The sequence below is a fragment of the Bacillus sp. FSL R9-9497 genome, from assembly GCF_038005805.1.
GTDB lineage: Bacteria > Bacillota > Bacilli > Bacillales > Bacillaceae_G > Bacillus_A > Bacillus_A cereus.
Genome location: NZ_JBBOTY010000001.1, coordinates 5,189,137 through 5,204,458, shown reverse-complemented (window position 1 = coordinate 5,204,458; position 15,322 = coordinate 5,189,137). Strand labels below are relative to the sequence as shown.

The following is a 15,322-nucleotide window of genomic DNA, read 5'->3' as shown; positions in this document are numbered from 1 at the left end:
TTCTATAACAAAAAACTGTTGACTGAATGCTCACTCATTATATAATGGGGATAGGGGATATAATTCAGAAAATTATATATTTTTGAAGATTCAAAAAGAAAGAGGGCTTACAAAGAGAGGGGTAGCATAAAAATGAATAGCTTACTGATTATTAATTGGCTGGCTGCCATTGCTGTTATTGCTTATGCAGGATATTTGTTTGTATATCTTATACGGACGAGAATGGCCTACATACAATTAGGAAAAAAAATTGAGTTTGACCGTCGTTTTAAAGAGCGTTGGGATCTCCTTAAGGTCAATGTTTTCGGTCAGAAAAAGCTGCTGAAAGATAAGAAAAGCGGCATCATTCACGTTATGTTCTTTTACGGATTTATTCTTGTCCAATTTGGAGCAATTGACTTCGTTTGGAAAGGACTCGCACCAGGATCACATCTTCCACTTGGACCACTATACCCTGCATTTACATTCTTCCAGGAAATTGTCACACTTGTTATTTTAATTGCAGTATTTTGGGCTTTTCATAGACGTTATGTAGAAAAGCTTGTTCGTTTAAAACGTAACTTCAAATCAGGTCTTGTTCTTATCTTTATCGGTGGTTTAATGATTTCTGTGCTACTTGGTAACGGTATGGGACTTATATGGCATGGCGAGGAGCTTTCATGGAGTGAACCAATTGCTTCTGCAATCGCTTACGTTTTTAGCGGGGTAAATGAAACCGTAGCCATTTCAGTGTTCTATTTTTCTTGGTGGGTGCATTTACTAATTTTGTTAACGTTTTTAGTGTATGTTCCACAATCAAAACATGCGCATTTAATTGCAGGACCAGCTAATGTATTCTTCGGTCGTCTTTCAAACCCAGGGAAGCTTGAAAAGATTGATTTTGAAGATGAAACGCAAGAAACATTTGGTGTTGGTAAAATTGAAGACTTTAGACAAAATCAACTTATTGACTTATACGCTTGTGTAGAGTGTGGCCGTTGTACAAATATGTGTCCGGCAACAGGAACAGGAAAAATGTTATCGCCGATGGACTTAATTTTAAAACTTCGCGATCATTTAACTGATAAAGGAGCTGCGGTAACATCAAAAGCACCGTGGGTTCCAGTAGTTGCCTTCAATAATACACAAGGAAATCAGTTAGCGATGATGGCAGCTGGAAAAGGACAACAAGAATCAGCGTCTACAACGCTCGCTTACGATCCGAGTTTAATCGGAGATGTTATTACAGAAGAAGAGATTTGGGCATGTACAACGTGTCGTAACTGTGAAGATCAATGCCCAGTTATGAATGAGCATGTTGATAAAATTATTGATTTACGTCGATATCTCGTCTTAACTGAAGGGAAAATGGACGCGGAAGCACAACGCGCGATGACAAATATCGAGCGTCAAGGAAATCCGTGGGGGCTGAACCGTAAAGAGCGTGAAACATGGCGCCAAGGTGATGACGAAGTAACAGTTCCAACTGTAAAAGAAAAATCAAAAGCTGGGGAGGAATTCGAGTATTTATTCTGGGTTGGTTCAATGGGATCATACGACAATCGTAGTCAGAAGATTGCGATATCGTTTGCGAAGTTAATGAACGAAGCAGGCATTTCATTCGCAATTCTCGGTAATAAAGAAAAGAATTCTGGAGATACACCACGCCGCCTTGGAAATGAATTTGTATTCCAAGAGATGGCGACAAAGAATATCGAAGAATTTGAAAAGGCAGGAGTGAAGAAAATCGTTACGATTGATCCTCATGCTTATAACACATTTAAAAATGAGTATCCGGACTTTGGCTTGCAAGCAGAAGTCTATCATCATACAGAATTGTTAGCTCAGTGGGTGAAAGAAGGGCGCTTAAAGCCTGTTCACGCTATTGAAGAAACAGTTACGTACCATGATTCCTGTTATTTAGGAAGATACAACGAAGTGTATGAAGCGCCACGTGACATTTTGAAAGCGATTCCTGGAGTGAATCTTGTAGAAATGGCACGTAACCGTGAAACGGGAATGTGCTGTGGCGCAGGTGGTGGCTTAATGTGGATGGAAGAAACAACAGGTTCACGTATTAACGTTGCTCGTACAGAACAAGCATTAGCTGTACAGCCATCCATTATCGGTACAGGTTGTCCATATTGCTTAACGATGATCAGTGATGGAACGAAAGCGAAAGAGGTAGAAGAGAAGGTTCAAACTCTTGATGTGACAGAGATTTTAGAACGATCTGTTATCGGACAGAAAAAAGAAGCGATGTAATTTGTAAGAATGTATACAACTTTAGAAAGAGGTGCAATGATTGCACCTCTTCTCAACGTAGGGATACCGAGCGAGCGCTCAGTGTTAAAAAATGAAATGGGGGAAAGAAACATGAGTAAAACAGTTATTTTAAGTGCTGCAAGAACACCAGTTGGAAAATTTGGAGGATCTTTAAAAGATGTAAAAGCGACGGAACTTGGAGGAATTGCAATTAAAGCAGCGCTGGAAAGAGCAAATGTTGCGGCTAGTGATGTTGAAGAAGTTATATTTGGAACGGTTATTCAAGGTGGACAGGGGCAAATTCCATCGCGCCAAGCTGCGAGGGCTGCTGGAATCCCTTGGGAAGTGCAGACGGAAACAGTGAATAAAGTTTGTGCATCAGGACTTCGTGCGGTTACGTTAGCGGATCAGATTATTCGTACTGGCGATCAATCACTGATTGTAGCCGGCGGTATGGAGTCGATGAGTAACAGTCCTTACATTTTACGCGGAGCAAGATGGGGATACAGAATGGGTAACAACGAAGTTGTTGATTTAAACGTTGCTGACGGTTTAACATGCGCATTTTCAGGTACACACATGGGTGTTTATGGTGGAGAAGTTGCGAAGGAAGATGGAATTTCTCGCGAAGCGCAAGATGAATGGGCATATCGTAGCCATCAGCGTGCGGTTTCAGCGCATAAAGAAGGGCGTTTTGAAGAGGAAATCGTGCCAGTAACGATTCCGCAAAGAAAAGGCGATCCTATTGTCGTTGCAAAGGATGAGGCGCCACGTGAAGATACAACGATTGAAAAGTTAGCAAAGTTAAAACCTGTATTTGATAAGACAGCGACGGTGACAGCTGGTAATGCCCCGGGAATAAATGATGGTGGTGCCGCACTTGTATTAATGAGCGAAGACAGAGCGAAGCAAGAAGGAAGAAAGCCATTAGCGACAATTTTGGCGCATACAGCAATTGCAGTGGAATCTAAAGATTTCCCAAGAACGCCAGGTTATGCAATTAACGCATTGCTTGAAAAAACAGGCAAGAAAATTGAAGACATCGATTTATTCGAGATTAATGAAGCATTTGCAGCGGTAGCAATTGCAAGTACAGAAATCGCAGGAATTGATCCGGAAAAATTGAATGTAAATGGCGGCGCGGTAGCGATGGGACATCCAATTGGAGCAAGCGGAGCGCGCATTATCGTTACACTAATCCATGCACTTAAGCAGCGCGGCGGCGGAATTGGAATTGCTTCGATTTGTAGCGGTGGCGGTCAAGGGGACGCAGTGATGATTGAAGTTCACTAATTAAAGTTCGAGGGTATAAAATTTATTAACAATTAAGGGGGAAGAAAAAATGGGTGTACAAAACATTGTTGTAATTGGTGCAGGGCAAATGGGGTCAGGAATTGCACAAGTATGTGCAATGGCAGGATATGACGTGAAGGTACAAGATTTAAAGCAAGAGCAATTAGATAGAGGATTGGCTATCATTACGAAAAACTTAGCCCGCCAAGTAGAAAAAGGACGCATGAAGGAAGAAGAGAAGGAAGCGACATTAAATCGTCTTACAGTAACGCTTGATTTAGATTGTGTGAAAGAAGCGGATCTTATTATTGAAGCAGCTGTTGAGAAAATGGATATTAAAAAGAAAATCTTTGCGAATCTAGATGAAATTGCTCCAGAACACGCAATTTTAGCGACGAATACGTCATCTCTGCCAATTACAGAAATTGCAGCGGTAACGAAGCGTCCGGAAAAAGTAATCGGTATGCACTTTATGAATCCAGTTCCAGTTATGAAGCTTGTTGAGATTATTCGTGGTTTGGCTACCGATGATGCGGTATATGAAGCAATTGAAGATATTACGAAAAAAATTGGGAAAGTACCAGTTGAAGTGAATGATTTCCCAGGTTTTGTATCAAACCGCATTTTACTACCGATGATTAACGAAGCAATTTATACGTTATATGAAGGTGTAGCGACGAAAGAAGCAATTGATGAAGTCATGAAGCTTGGTATGAACCATCCGATGGGGCCTTTGACACTCGCTGATTTTATCGGTTTAGATACGTGTTTATACATTATGGAAGTGTTGCATGAAGGATTAGGAGATAGTAAATATCGCCCATGTCCATTATTACGTAAGTATGTGAATGCAGGATGGTTAGGGCGTAAAACAGGTCGTGGATTCTACGTTTACGAATAAATGCCCCCTTTGTTACAACATAGTGGTCTTACCAAATTATTTAAAGGATATATAGCAAATGGAGGCGGAATATATGAACTTTCGTTTTAATGAAGAGCAGCAAATGATGAGGAAAATGGTTCGGGATTTTGCACAGAAGGAAATAGCCCCCTTTGTTCCTAGTATGGAACAAGGGGTGTTCCCGAAAGAGATTTTGCAAAAGATGGGTGAGCTTGGATTAATGGGTATTCCAGCGCCTGCAAAATACGGCGGGGCAGAAATGGACTTTATTTCTTACATTCTAGCAATTGAGGAAATCTCAAAGGTAAGTGCAACAGTTGGTGTAATTTTAGCTGTACATACGTCAGTTGGAATGAATCCGATTTTATATTTCGGAACAGAAGAACAGAAGAAAAAATATGTTTCTAAACTTGCAACAGGGGAATATTTAGGTGCATTTGCTTTAACAGAGCCAAATGCAGGATCAGATGCAGGGAGTTTGAAATCAAGAGCTGTGAAAAAAGGTGATCATTATATTATTAATGGATCGAAAGTGTTTATTACAAATGGTGGTGAAGCAAGTACATACATTGTATTCGCTTCTACAAATCCAGAGGCAGGAAAAAGTGGTATTTCTGCATTTATAGTAGAGAAAGATACATCTGGTTTAATCATTGGAAAAGATGAACATAAGATGGGACTTCTCGGTTCTCGTACAGTACAACTTACTTTTGAAGATATGAAAGTGCCAGCTGAGAATTTACTTGGGGAAGAAGGACAAGGATTCAAGGTGGCGATGGCGAATTTAGATGTTGGGCGAATTGGAATCGGTGCGCAGGCGTTAGGAATTGCTGAAGCGGCGCTTGGCTGTGCAATTGATTATGCAAAAGAAAGGGAGCAATTCGGGAAGCCCATTGCGGCGCAGCAAGGAATTGGCTTCAAGCTTGCAGATATGGCAACAAGTGTCGAGGCAGCAAGGTTACTCGTATATAGAGCGGCATCTCTTAGGGCACAAGGATTACCATGCGGTAAAGAAGCATCTATTGCGAAATTATTTGCTTCTAAGACAGCGGTTGAAGTCGCGATTGAGGCGGTACAAGTATTTGGTGGTTACGGTTATACGAAAGACTATCCAGTAGAACGATTTTTCCGTGATGCGAAAATCACGCAAATATATGAAGGAACAAGTGAAATACAGAAACTTGTTATTAGCCGTGCTTTATAAAAGGGCGAGGGGGAGACGGAGATGCATTTTAAATTATCAGAAGAACATGAAATGATAAGAAAAATGGTTCGAGATTTTGCTAAAAATGAAGTGGCACCAACAGCAGCTGAGCGTGATGAAGAAGAGAGATTTGATCGAGAGTTATTTGATCAAATGGCAGAGCTTGGTTTAACTGGTATTCCATGGCCTGAAGAGTACGGCGGAATTGGAAGCGATTACTTAGCGTACGTAATCGCTATTGAAGAATTATCTCGCGTTTGTGCTTCAACAGGTGTAACACTGTCCGCGCATACTTCACTTGCGGGATGGCCAATTTTTAAATTTGGGACGGAAGAGCAAAAGCAAAAGTTTTTACGACCGATGGCTGAAGGGAAGAAAATTGGTGCATATGGCTTAACGGAGCCAGGATCTGGATCGGATGCTGGTGGAATGAAGACAATCGCAAAGAGAGATGGCGATCATTATATTTTAAATGGATCAAAAATTTTCATTACAAATGGCGGTATTGCTGATATTTATGTTGTTTTTGCGCTAACTGATCCTGAATCGAAGCAGCGCGGTACGAGTGCATTTATTGTAGAAAGTGATACACCGGGATTTTCAGTTGGGAAGAAGGAGAGCAAGCTAGGGATTCGCTCTTCACCAACGACTGAAATTATGTTTGAAGATTGCCGTATTCCTGTAGAGAATCTACTTGGAGAAGAGGGGCAAGGGTTTAAAGTTGCGATGCAAACATTAGATGGAGGTCGTAACGGTATTGCGGCGCAAGCTGTTGGTATTGCACAAGGGGCTTTAGATGCTTCTGTAGAATATGCAAGGGAGCGCCATCAATTTGGAAAACCAATTGCGGCGCAGCAAGGGATTGGCTTTAAACTTGCGGATATGGCAACAGATGTAGAAGCGGCACGCCTCTTAACATATCAAGCGGCTTGGCTTGAATCAGAAGGGCTTCCGTATGGAAAAGAATCAGCGATGTCAAAAGTATTTGCAGGAGATACAGCGATGAAGGTGACGACTGAAGCGGTGCAAGTATTTGGTGGTTACGGTTATACGAAAGATTATCCAGTAGAGCGTTATATGCGAGATGCAAAGATTACACAAATATATGAAGGAACACAAGAGATTCAGAGGCTTGTAATTTCTCGTATGTTAACGAAGTAGGAACGAAAGCGTAGGTATTTTCCTACGCTTTTTCCTTCCAAAAAATAATAGAGAGGTGAAGGGAATGGTTAAACATAATGTGCATGCATCGGTGAAAGATGAAAAATTAGTTGCGTTAAGACGTGAACAAATGATTAAAGGTGCGGTGCAACTGTTTAAACAAAAAGGATTTCCGCGTACAACAACGAGAGAGATTGCAAAAGCGGCTGGGTTTAGTATAGGGACACTTTATGAGTACATTCGTACCAAAGATGATGTTTTATATTTAGTTTGTGATAGTATATATGAACATGTAAAAGAAAGATTAGAGGAAGTAGTGTGTACAGAAAAAGGGAGTATAGAAAGTTTAAAGATAGCAATAACGAATTACTTTAAAGTGATGGACGAATTACAGGAAGAAGTATTGATAATGTATCAAGAGGTACGCTTTTTACCGAAAGAATCACTTCCGTATGTATTAGAAAAGGAGTTTCAAATGGTAGGAATGTTCGAGAATATTTTAGAACAGTGTACGGAAAATGGAACATTTACATTAAATAAAAAAGAAATACAGCTTCTTGCGCATAATATTTTTATACAAGGACAGATGTGGGGATTTAGACGCTGGGCGCTGCAAAAACTGTATACGCTCGAAGAATATACAGAAATGCAAATTAGGTATGTATTGCAAGGGGCCCATATGCTTCCGAAATAAGGAACAGACAAATTATAATTTTACTACCCTATAAAAGTTTCCCGTTTTTTTTGTAGCATATTTGTGCGACTTTTGTTTATAATGAATAGTATGGATTTTTTTAAGCAGGCCGTTATATATAAGGTTATATTTGATGAAAGGAAGTGCCGCATAAGTGGATTTTAAGCAATATTCACCAGAAGAGCTAAAAGAATGTTCAATGATTGAAGTTGTACATAGCGTTTTAGGGGATAAAAAACAAGCAACGACATTCAACGAGTTGGTTCAAGAAATCGCTCAAGTGCTGGGACTATCTCAAGAGCAAGTTAATGCGAAAATCGCACAATTTTATACAGACTTAAACATCGATGGACGTTTCATTAATTTAGGAGAAAATCGTTGGGGACTACGCAGCTGGTACCCATATGAGCAAATTGATGAAGAAATCTTGCCTCAACCAAAACCGAAGAAGAAACGTAAAGTTGAAGAAGACGGTTTTGACGACTACATTGAAGAAGACGAAGATGACTTCGACGATGCAGACGTAATTGAAGAAGAAGACGATGTAGAAGATTTGGACAAAGTTCTTGAAGAAGAAGACGGAGATGACGACGATCTTGATGATTTAGACGAAGATGACGACGACTTCGCTGAAGAAGAACTTGAGTATGATGAAACTGAAGAAGAAGAAGAGGAAGAACTGTAGTTCTTGACTTTTCATTATCGTCCATGTAGAATCATTTTTGGGCTCTTTAAAAAAGGACGATAATACTTTTAAAGTGTAAATATAAAAGAAAATTGCTCCCTACTTATTACTTTTTGTGATGAGGGGAGCAATTTTCTTTTTTGTTTTTTGTTTAGAAAATAAAAAGAGTCTAACAATAAGATGGATACAGTGTTATCTACATACGTTGCGCTTTGCAACGGTGATTATATAACAGCAAAATAGAAGGGAGCTTTTTCATGACTAAGTATATTTTTGTAACAGGCGGTGTAGTATCGTCTTTAGGAAAAGGTATTACAGCAGCATCTCTTGGAAGACTTTTAAAAAATCGTGGTTTAAACGTAACGATTCAAAAGTTTGATCCATACATTAACGTAGACCCAGGGACTATGAGCCCATATCAACACGGTGAGGTATTCGTAACAGATGATGGCGCAGAAACTGACTTAGACCTTGGTCACTATGAGCGTTTCATCGACATTAACTTAAACAAATACAGCAACGTAACAACAGGTAAAATTTACTCTTCAGTTCTTCAAAAAGAGCGTCGCGGTGAATATTTAGGAGGAACAGTTCAAGTTATTCCTCACATTACTAACGAAATTAAAGAGCGCGTATATCGTTCTGGCCGTGAAACAAATGCGGATGTTGTTATTACAGAAATCGGTGGAACAGTTGGTGATATCGAGTCTCTACCATTCTTAGAAGCAATCCGTCAAATTAAGAGCGACATCGGTCGTGACAATGTAATGTACATTCACTGTACGTTAATCCCGTACTTAAAAGCAGCGGGTGAAATGAAGACAAAACCAACACAACATAGTGTTAAAGAACTTCGTAGCTTAGGTATTCAGCCAAACATTATCGTTGTTCGTACAGAAATGCCTGTTTCTCAAGATATGAAAGACAAGCTTGCATTATTCTGTGACATTGATACAAAAGCAGTTATCGAAGCTCGCGATGCAGATACTTTATATGCGGTTCCATTATCTCTTCAAGAACAAAACATGGACCAAATCGTTTGTGACCACTTAAAATTAGACAATCCAGCTGCAGATATGACAGAGTGGACTGCGCTAGTTAACAAAGTGCGTAATCTTTCTAAGAAAACAAAAATCGCTCTTGTTGGTAAATATGTAGAACTTCAAGATGCTTATATTTCTGTTGTAGAAGCACTTCGTCATGCTGGTTACTCATTCGACACAGATGTAGAAGTAAAATGGGTAAATGCTGAGCACGTAACAGCAGAAAACGTAAAAGAATTAGTTGGCGATACAGATGGTATCCTTGTACCAGGTGGCTTCGGCGATCGTGGTGTAGAAGGTAAAATCGTTGCGATTCAATATGCTCGTGAAAACAAAGTTCCATTCTTAGGAATTTGCTTAGGTATGCAACTTGCATCAATCGAATTCGCACGTAATGTATTAGGTTTAGAAGGTGCTAACTCTTCTGAAATCAACCCTGACACACCATATGCAATCATCGACTTATTACCAGAACAAAAAGATGTAGAGGACCTAGGTGGTACACTTCGTCTTGGTCTATACCCATGTAAGCTTGCTGAAGAAACCAATGCTTACAATGCTTATAATGAGCCGGTTGTATATGAGCGTCATCGTCATCGTTATGAGTTCAACAACCAGTTCCGTCCGGATATGGAAAAAGAAGGATTTGTATTCTCTGGTACAAGCCCAGACGGCCGTCTAGTTGAAATCATTGAATTAAAAGACCATCCTTGGTTCGTGGCAGCACAGTTCCACCCAGAACTTGTTTCTCGTCCAAACCGTCCACAACCATTGTTCCATGACTTCGTAAGAGCTTCTATTACGAATAAAGAGAGCAAGTAATAAAAAAAGCGCCTGAAATAAGGCGCTTTTTTTAATATTCATTTAACATTTCATCGATTGTGAATTTGATTCCGTGATAAGCAAATAAAGCTACTATTAAACTTGGGAATCCGTAGCGATTACCTTCATCATCTGGAATAAGACCTTTTAACAGTTTTGTATCAATATGTACGTCTGTATATCGTTCGAGTGATTCCGTACCTTCTTGAAGAGCAGAAATGCCGACAATAGAGTGTCCCTCTTCTTGTAGTTTTTTTGCAATTTCTACAACCGCTTCATCTGTTGAAAAACGGCTAATAAGAAGTACACGATCCGCAGAGGTTACTTCTGCTTCTTTACCATTTTCAAATAAGCGTTTTGCTTGCTTCATTGGTTCAGCACCGAATAGTGCCTCGGCAACAACGCCCTCCATTTCATTTGTACCATGTAAATAAATGAAACCATCGCCAACTAGTGCTTGAGCAAGTAAACGAGCGCTATCTTCTATATTCATTTCTTCTTTTTGAGAAACTCTGGAGAAATAACCACTTAATTGAGTTGAAAAAATTTTTAACATAATGTTACTCCCTTCGTACGTGTTTGCCGGCTTTCATTATAGTTTATTTTTTTAGAAAGGTGAAATCGTAGGGTAGCATAACAAAATAGGAAACGGTAAAATAAGAAAGAATAGGAAGGAATTTGCCAAAGAATAGCGAAAATAAATCGTTAAGATATAAGAAGCTTTAAATCTTGTACTTACACAGAAAGGTTGGGAATTATGGAAGGTAAAATTTTAATCGTTGATGATCAATATGGGATTCGTGTGTTATTACATGAAGTGTTCCAAAAAGAAGGTTATCAGACATTCCAAGCAGCAAATGGATTTCAAGCTTTAGATATCGTGAAAAAAGATAATCCAGATTTAGTAGTGTTAGATATGAAAATTCCAGGCATGGATGGTATAGAGATTTTAAAGCATGTAAAAGAAATTGATGAGAGTATTAAAGTAATTTTAATGACTGCTTATGGAGAGCTTGATATGATCCAAGAAGCAAAAGATTTAGGTGCTTTAATGCATTTTGCTAAACCATTTGATATTGATGAAATTCGTCAAGCTGTGAGAAATGAGCTCGCTGTAGAGGCGTAAAAATGAATTTTTTATAAAAAATATGGAAAAAAGCGTTTACATGGACTATTGTGCAGGTGAATACGGTTGAGTTTTTGAGTACAAGTTGTTATCCTATTGAGTGTAGAAAAAAGTCCGGTATGTATATATACATATTTTACCTTATTCTGGTCATACTACCAGCGATAAGAACTTATCGGATACAAAAAACGTTTTTTAGGAGGATTCACCATGCCTTTAGTTTCTATGAAAGAAATGCTAAACAAAGCACTAGAAGGAAAATACGCAGTTGGTCAATTCAACATGAACAACTTAGAGTGGACTCAAGCTATCTTAGCTGCTGCGGAAGAAGAAAAATCTCCTGTAATCCTAGGTGTATCTGAGGGTGCAGCTCGTCATATGACTGGTTTCAAAACAGTTGTAGCTATGGTTAAAGCTTTAATCGAAGAAATGAACATCACTGTTCCTGTAGCGATTCACCTTGATCATGGTTCAAGCTTCGAAAAATGTAAAGAAGCAATCGATGCAGGTTTCACATCTGTAATGATCGACGCTTCTCACCACCCATTCGAAGAAAACGTTGAAACTACTAAACAAGTAGTAGAATACGCACACGCTCGTAACGTATCTGTTGAAGCTGAGCTTGGAACAGTTGGCGGACAAGAAGACGACGTAATCGCTGAAGGCGTAATTTACGCTGACCCAGCAGAGTGTAAGCACCTTGTTGAAGCAACAGGTATCGATTGCCTAGCTCCAGCTTTAGGTTCTGTACACGGTCCTTACAAAGGTGAGCCTAACTTAGGATTCGCTGAAATGGAACAAGTTCGTGACTTCACTGGCGTACCTTTAGTATTACATGGTGGTACTGGTATCCCAACTGCTGATATCGAAAAAGCTATCTCTTTAGGTACTTCAAAAATCAACGTAAACACTGAGAACCAAATCGAGTTTACAAAAGCTGTTCGTGAAGTATTAAACAAAGACCAAGAAGTTTACGATCCTCGTAAATTTATCGGACCTGGCCGCGACGCTATCAAAGCAACTGTTATTGGTAAAATTCGCGAATTCGGTTCTAACGGTAAAGCGTAAGAATAAAATTCCGTTTTGGAAACCGTCTAGTCTTTTAGACGGTTTCCTTTCGTTGTATAATGAAAGCGTGAACAAGTCTAAAGATTTTATCATTTTTGTTTTTAAATAGAAAATAATGTGCATAGTCCTATTAATAAATGTGATAACGTATCTAAATTGATAAAGTGAATTCGATGAATAGTTGATCTTTATCTATTCGTGCTACAGGAGAAATGAAGATAATGGTTTCCTATTTATTGAGTTTTGGGATGGAAAGAGTAATTGAGATTCTTAAGGGGAGCTTTCTATAAAAAGATAGAAAGTAAATACATTCACAAGAAGGGAGCTCAATATGGAAAAATTGCTAATTGAAGGCGGAAGAGCTTTAAATGGAACAATTCGAGTAAGTGGTGCAAAGAACAGTGCCGTTGCATTAATTCCAGCGACAATTTTAGCAGATACTCCAGTAACTATTGGTGGTGTCCCTAATATTTCGGACGTGAAAATGTTAGGAGACTTACTAGAGGAAATTGGAGGGAAAGTAACTTATGGACAGGAGGAGGAGATGGTAGTCGATCCTTCTAACATGGTTGCAATGCCTTTGCCAAATGGAAAAGTGAAAAAATTGCGCGCTTCTTATTATTTAATGGGTGCAATGCTTGGCCGTTTTAAAAAAGCTGTTATTGGGCTTCCGGGTGGATGTCATTTAGGACCGAGGCCGATTGATCAGCATATTAAAGGGTTTGAAGCGCTAGGTGCACATGTTACGAATGAACAAGGTGCCATCTATTTAAGAGCAGATGAGCTACGCGGGGCACGTATTTATTTAGATGTTGTTAGTGTAGGAGCTACGATTAATATTATGCTAGCAGCTGTACGAGCAAAAGGTAGAACTGTTATTGAAAATGCAGCGAAAGAGCCCGAGATTATTGATGTAGCTACATTGTTAACAAGCATGGGGGCACGTATTAAAGGTGCTGGTACAGATGTAATCCGAATAGATGGTGTGGACTCTTTACATGGTTGTCACCATACTATCATCCCAGATCGTATTGAAGCTGGTACGTATATGATTCTAGGAGCTGCATCAGGAGGAGAAGTAACGGTTGATAATGTTATTCCTCAGCATTTAGAATCAGTTACTGCAAAGCTAAGAGAAGCTGGTGTTCAAGTTGAAACGAACGATGATCAAATTACGGTGAACGGTAATAGAAAGTTAAAAGTAGTTGATATCAAAACGCTTGTATATCCAGGTTTTCCAACGGATTTACAACAGCCGTTTACGACGCTTTTAACAAAGGCGCACGGGACGGGAGTTGTAACAGATACAATTTACGGTGCCCGTTTCAAACACATTGATGAATTACGTCGTATGAATGCTCAAATTAAAGTAGAGGGTCGTTCGGCAATTGTAACTGGTCCTGTGTTACTGCAAGGTGCAAAAGTGAAGGCGAGTGATTTACGAGCAGGAGCGGCACTTGTTATTGCAGGTTTAATGGCAGATGGAATTACAGAAGTAACAGGACTTGAGCATATTGATCGAGGTTATGAGAATATAGTGGACAAGCTTAAAGGGCTTGGAGCAAACATTTGGCGAGAACAAATGACAAAGCAAGAAATTGAAGAAATGAAGAACGCATAAGTGATACTTCCGCAAGGGGGGAGCGAAGCATCACTACTTGCGGAAGTACACTTTATAGAAAAACACGGTTCACAAAATACGGCAGAAATATAAAGACTTAAAGGAGAGGGATTATCGTGGAAAGAAGTTTATCTATGGAGTTAGTACGTGTAACAGAGGCTGCAGCTTTATCATCAGCGCGTTGGATGGGGCGCGGGAAAAAGGATGAGGCAGACGGTGCAGCAACATCAGCTATGCGTGATGTATTTGATACAATTCCGATGAAAGGTACAGTTGTAATTGGTGAAGGTGAGATGGATGAAGCACCAATGCTATATATCGGAGAGAAATTGGGTACAGGATATGGACCACGTGTAGACGTTGCGGTTGATCCTTTAGAAGGGACAAACATCGTAGCAGCTGGTGGCTGGAATGCTCTTGCTGTTATTGCAATTGCAGACCACGGTAATTTGTTACATGCCCCTGACATGTACATGGATAAAATCGCGGTTGGCCCGGAAGCAGTTGGGGCGGTCGATATTGATGCGCCTATTATTGATAACTTACGTGCAGTTGCGAAAGCGAAAAATAAAGATATTGAAGATGTTGTAGCGACAGTTTTAAATCGTCCACGTCATCAAGAAATTATCGAAGAAATTCGTAAAGCTGGTGCTCGCATTAAATTGATTAATGATGGAGATGTAGCTGGAGCGATTAATACAGCGTTTGATCGTACAGGTGTAGATATTTTATTTGGATCTGGTGGAGCACCTGAAGGTGTATTAGCAGCAGTTGCTTTAAAATGTTTAGGTGGAGAAATTCACGGAAAACTATTGCCACAAAACGAAGCTGAATTAGCACGTTGTAAAAAAATGGGCATAGAAGACATTAATCGTATCCTTCGTATGGAGGACTTAGTAAAAGGTGACGATGCAATCTTTGCAGCAACAGGCGTAACAGATGGAGAACTATTACGCGGTGTTCAATTTAAAGGTAGCGTAGGAACAACGCAATCCCTTGTTATGCGCGCAAAATCAGGCACAGTTCGCTTCGTAGATGGTCGTCATAGCTTAAATAAAAAACCGAACTTAGTTATTAAATAAAAAGTGCAAGCGGCTCGTTCAGAATCGCAGGGCATTGGAGCTCTCGACCTTGAAGCGCTCTTTGCTTCGAGTGAGAGAGTGAAATGACCGGAGATTCTAGCCGCTGGAACTGGATTAAGTAAAAAGCGTAAGCAGCTTGTTCAGAATGGGAGGGGGATGGAGCTTCTGACGAAGAGGCGCTTTTTGCCTCGCAGGAAGAAGTGAAGCCACCGACCATTCTAGCTGCTGAAGCTGGATTAAATAAAAAGTGCAAGCGGCTCGCTCAGAAAGGTTAAAATGGTCGACTTTTCTAACTATCGGAGCTGGAACTAAATTAAATAAGAAGCGAAGACAAATTTTCTTGTCTTCGCTTCTTGTATTTGTGTTCCAACGTATTGA

General features: G+C 39.8%; 13 protein-coding genes. 12 read left to right on the top strand and 1 reads right to left on the bottom strand.

Annotation, left to right across the window (positions count from 1 at the left end; genetic code table 11):
- Positions 1 to 132 precede the first annotated feature (132 nt).
- The 8 genes from MKY21_RS26940 (at position 133) to pyrG (ending at position 10,047) form a co-directional block, all read left to right on the top strand.
- Complete coding sequence (locus MKY21_RS26940; RefSeq protein ID WP_001086779.1) at positions 133 to 2,244, top strand: heterodisulfide reductase-related iron-sulfur binding cluster; 2,112 nt, start codon at positions 133 to 135, stop codon at positions 2,242 to 2,244.
- A 9-nt stretch (positions 2,245 to 2,253) separates the two neighbouring features.
- Entirely contained in the window at positions 2,254 to 3,537 is a 1,284-nt protein-coding gene (locus MKY21_RS26935; RefSeq protein ID WP_137074019.1) for an acetyl-CoA C-acetyltransferase, read from the top strand.
- Between the two features lie 49 nt (positions 3,538 to 3,586).
- Positions 3,587 to 4,438, top strand: a complete 852-nt coding sequence (locus tag MKY21_RS26930) for a 3-hydroxybutyryl-CoA dehydrogenase (RefSeq protein ID WP_000538874.1) — start codon at positions 3,587 to 3,589, stop codon at positions 4,436 to 4,438.
- Between the two features lie 73 nt (positions 4,439 to 4,511).
- Entirely contained in the window at positions 4,512 to 5,642 is a 1,131-nt protein-coding gene (locus tag MKY21_RS26925; RefSeq protein ID WP_001011181.1) for an acyl-CoA dehydrogenase, read from the top strand.
- Positions 5,643 to 5,663: 21 nt separating this feature from the next.
- Positions 5,664 to 6,803, top strand: coding sequence for an acyl-CoA dehydrogenase AcdA (gene acdA / locus MKY21_RS26920; RefSeq protein WP_000545543.1), 1,140 nt, complete (start codon positions 5,664 to 5,666; stop codon positions 6,801 to 6,803).
- 64 nt (positions 6,804 to 6,867) lie between these two features.
- Entirely contained in the window at positions 6,868 to 7,497 is a 630-nt protein-coding gene (locus MKY21_RS26915) for a TetR/AcrR family transcriptional regulator (protein WP_000238599.1), read from the top strand.
- Between the two features lie 154 nt (positions 7,498 to 7,651).
- Positions 7,652 to 8,182, top strand: a complete 531-nt coding sequence (gene rpoE, locus MKY21_RS26910; protein WP_000346277.1) for a DNA-directed RNA polymerase subunit delta — start codon at positions 7,652 to 7,654, stop codon at positions 8,180 to 8,182.
- Between the two features lie 257 nt (positions 8,183 to 8,439).
- Positions 8,440 to 10,047 carry a CTP synthase gene (gene pyrG / locus MKY21_RS26905; RefSeq protein ID WP_000170460.1) on the top strand — a complete coding sequence of 536 codons (1,608 nt, stop codon included), beginning with the start codon at positions 8,440 to 8,442 and terminating at the stop codon, positions 10,045 to 10,047.
- A 31-nt stretch (positions 10,048 to 10,078) separates the two neighbouring features.
- Here the strand turns inward: pyrG and MKY21_RS26900 are convergent, their stop codons facing one another.
- Complete coding sequence (locus MKY21_RS26900; RefSeq protein ID WP_000912402.1) at positions 10,079 to 10,603, bottom strand: DUF2529 domain-containing protein; 525 nt, start codon at positions 10,601 to 10,603, stop codon at positions 10,079 to 10,081.
- Positions 10,604 to 10,804: 201 nt separating this feature from the next.
- Between MKY21_RS26900 and spo0F the strand changes: the two genes are divergently transcribed.
- From spo0F to glpX, 4 genes are all read left to right on the top strand, one after another.
- Positions 10,805 to 11,173 (top strand): sporulation initiation phosphotransferase Spo0F, encoded by a 369-nt coding sequence (gene spo0F, locus MKY21_RS26895; protein ID WP_000398594.1) that lies wholly within the window; start codon positions 10,805 to 10,807, stop codon positions 11,171 to 11,173.
- 210 nt (positions 11,174 to 11,383) lie between these two features.
- On the top strand, positions 11,384 to 12,241 hold the full coding sequence (locus MKY21_RS26890; protein ID WP_001131855.1) for a class II fructose-bisphosphate aldolase: 858 nt from the start codon (positions 11,384 to 11,386) through the stop codon (positions 12,239 to 12,241).
- 331 nt (positions 12,242 to 12,572) lie between these two features.
- Positions 12,573 to 13,862, top strand: a complete 1,290-nt coding sequence (gene murA / locus MKY21_RS26885) for a UDP-N-acetylglucosamine 1-carboxyvinyltransferase (protein ID WP_000413254.1) — start codon at positions 12,573 to 12,575, stop codon at positions 13,860 to 13,862.
- 116 nt (positions 13,863 to 13,978) lie between these two features.
- Positions 13,979 to 14,944, top strand: coding sequence for a class II fructose-bisphosphatase (glpX, locus tag MKY21_RS26880; protein ID WP_000442340.1), 966 nt, complete (start codon positions 13,979 to 13,981; stop codon positions 14,942 to 14,944).
- Positions 14,945 to 15,322 lie beyond the last annotated feature (378 nt).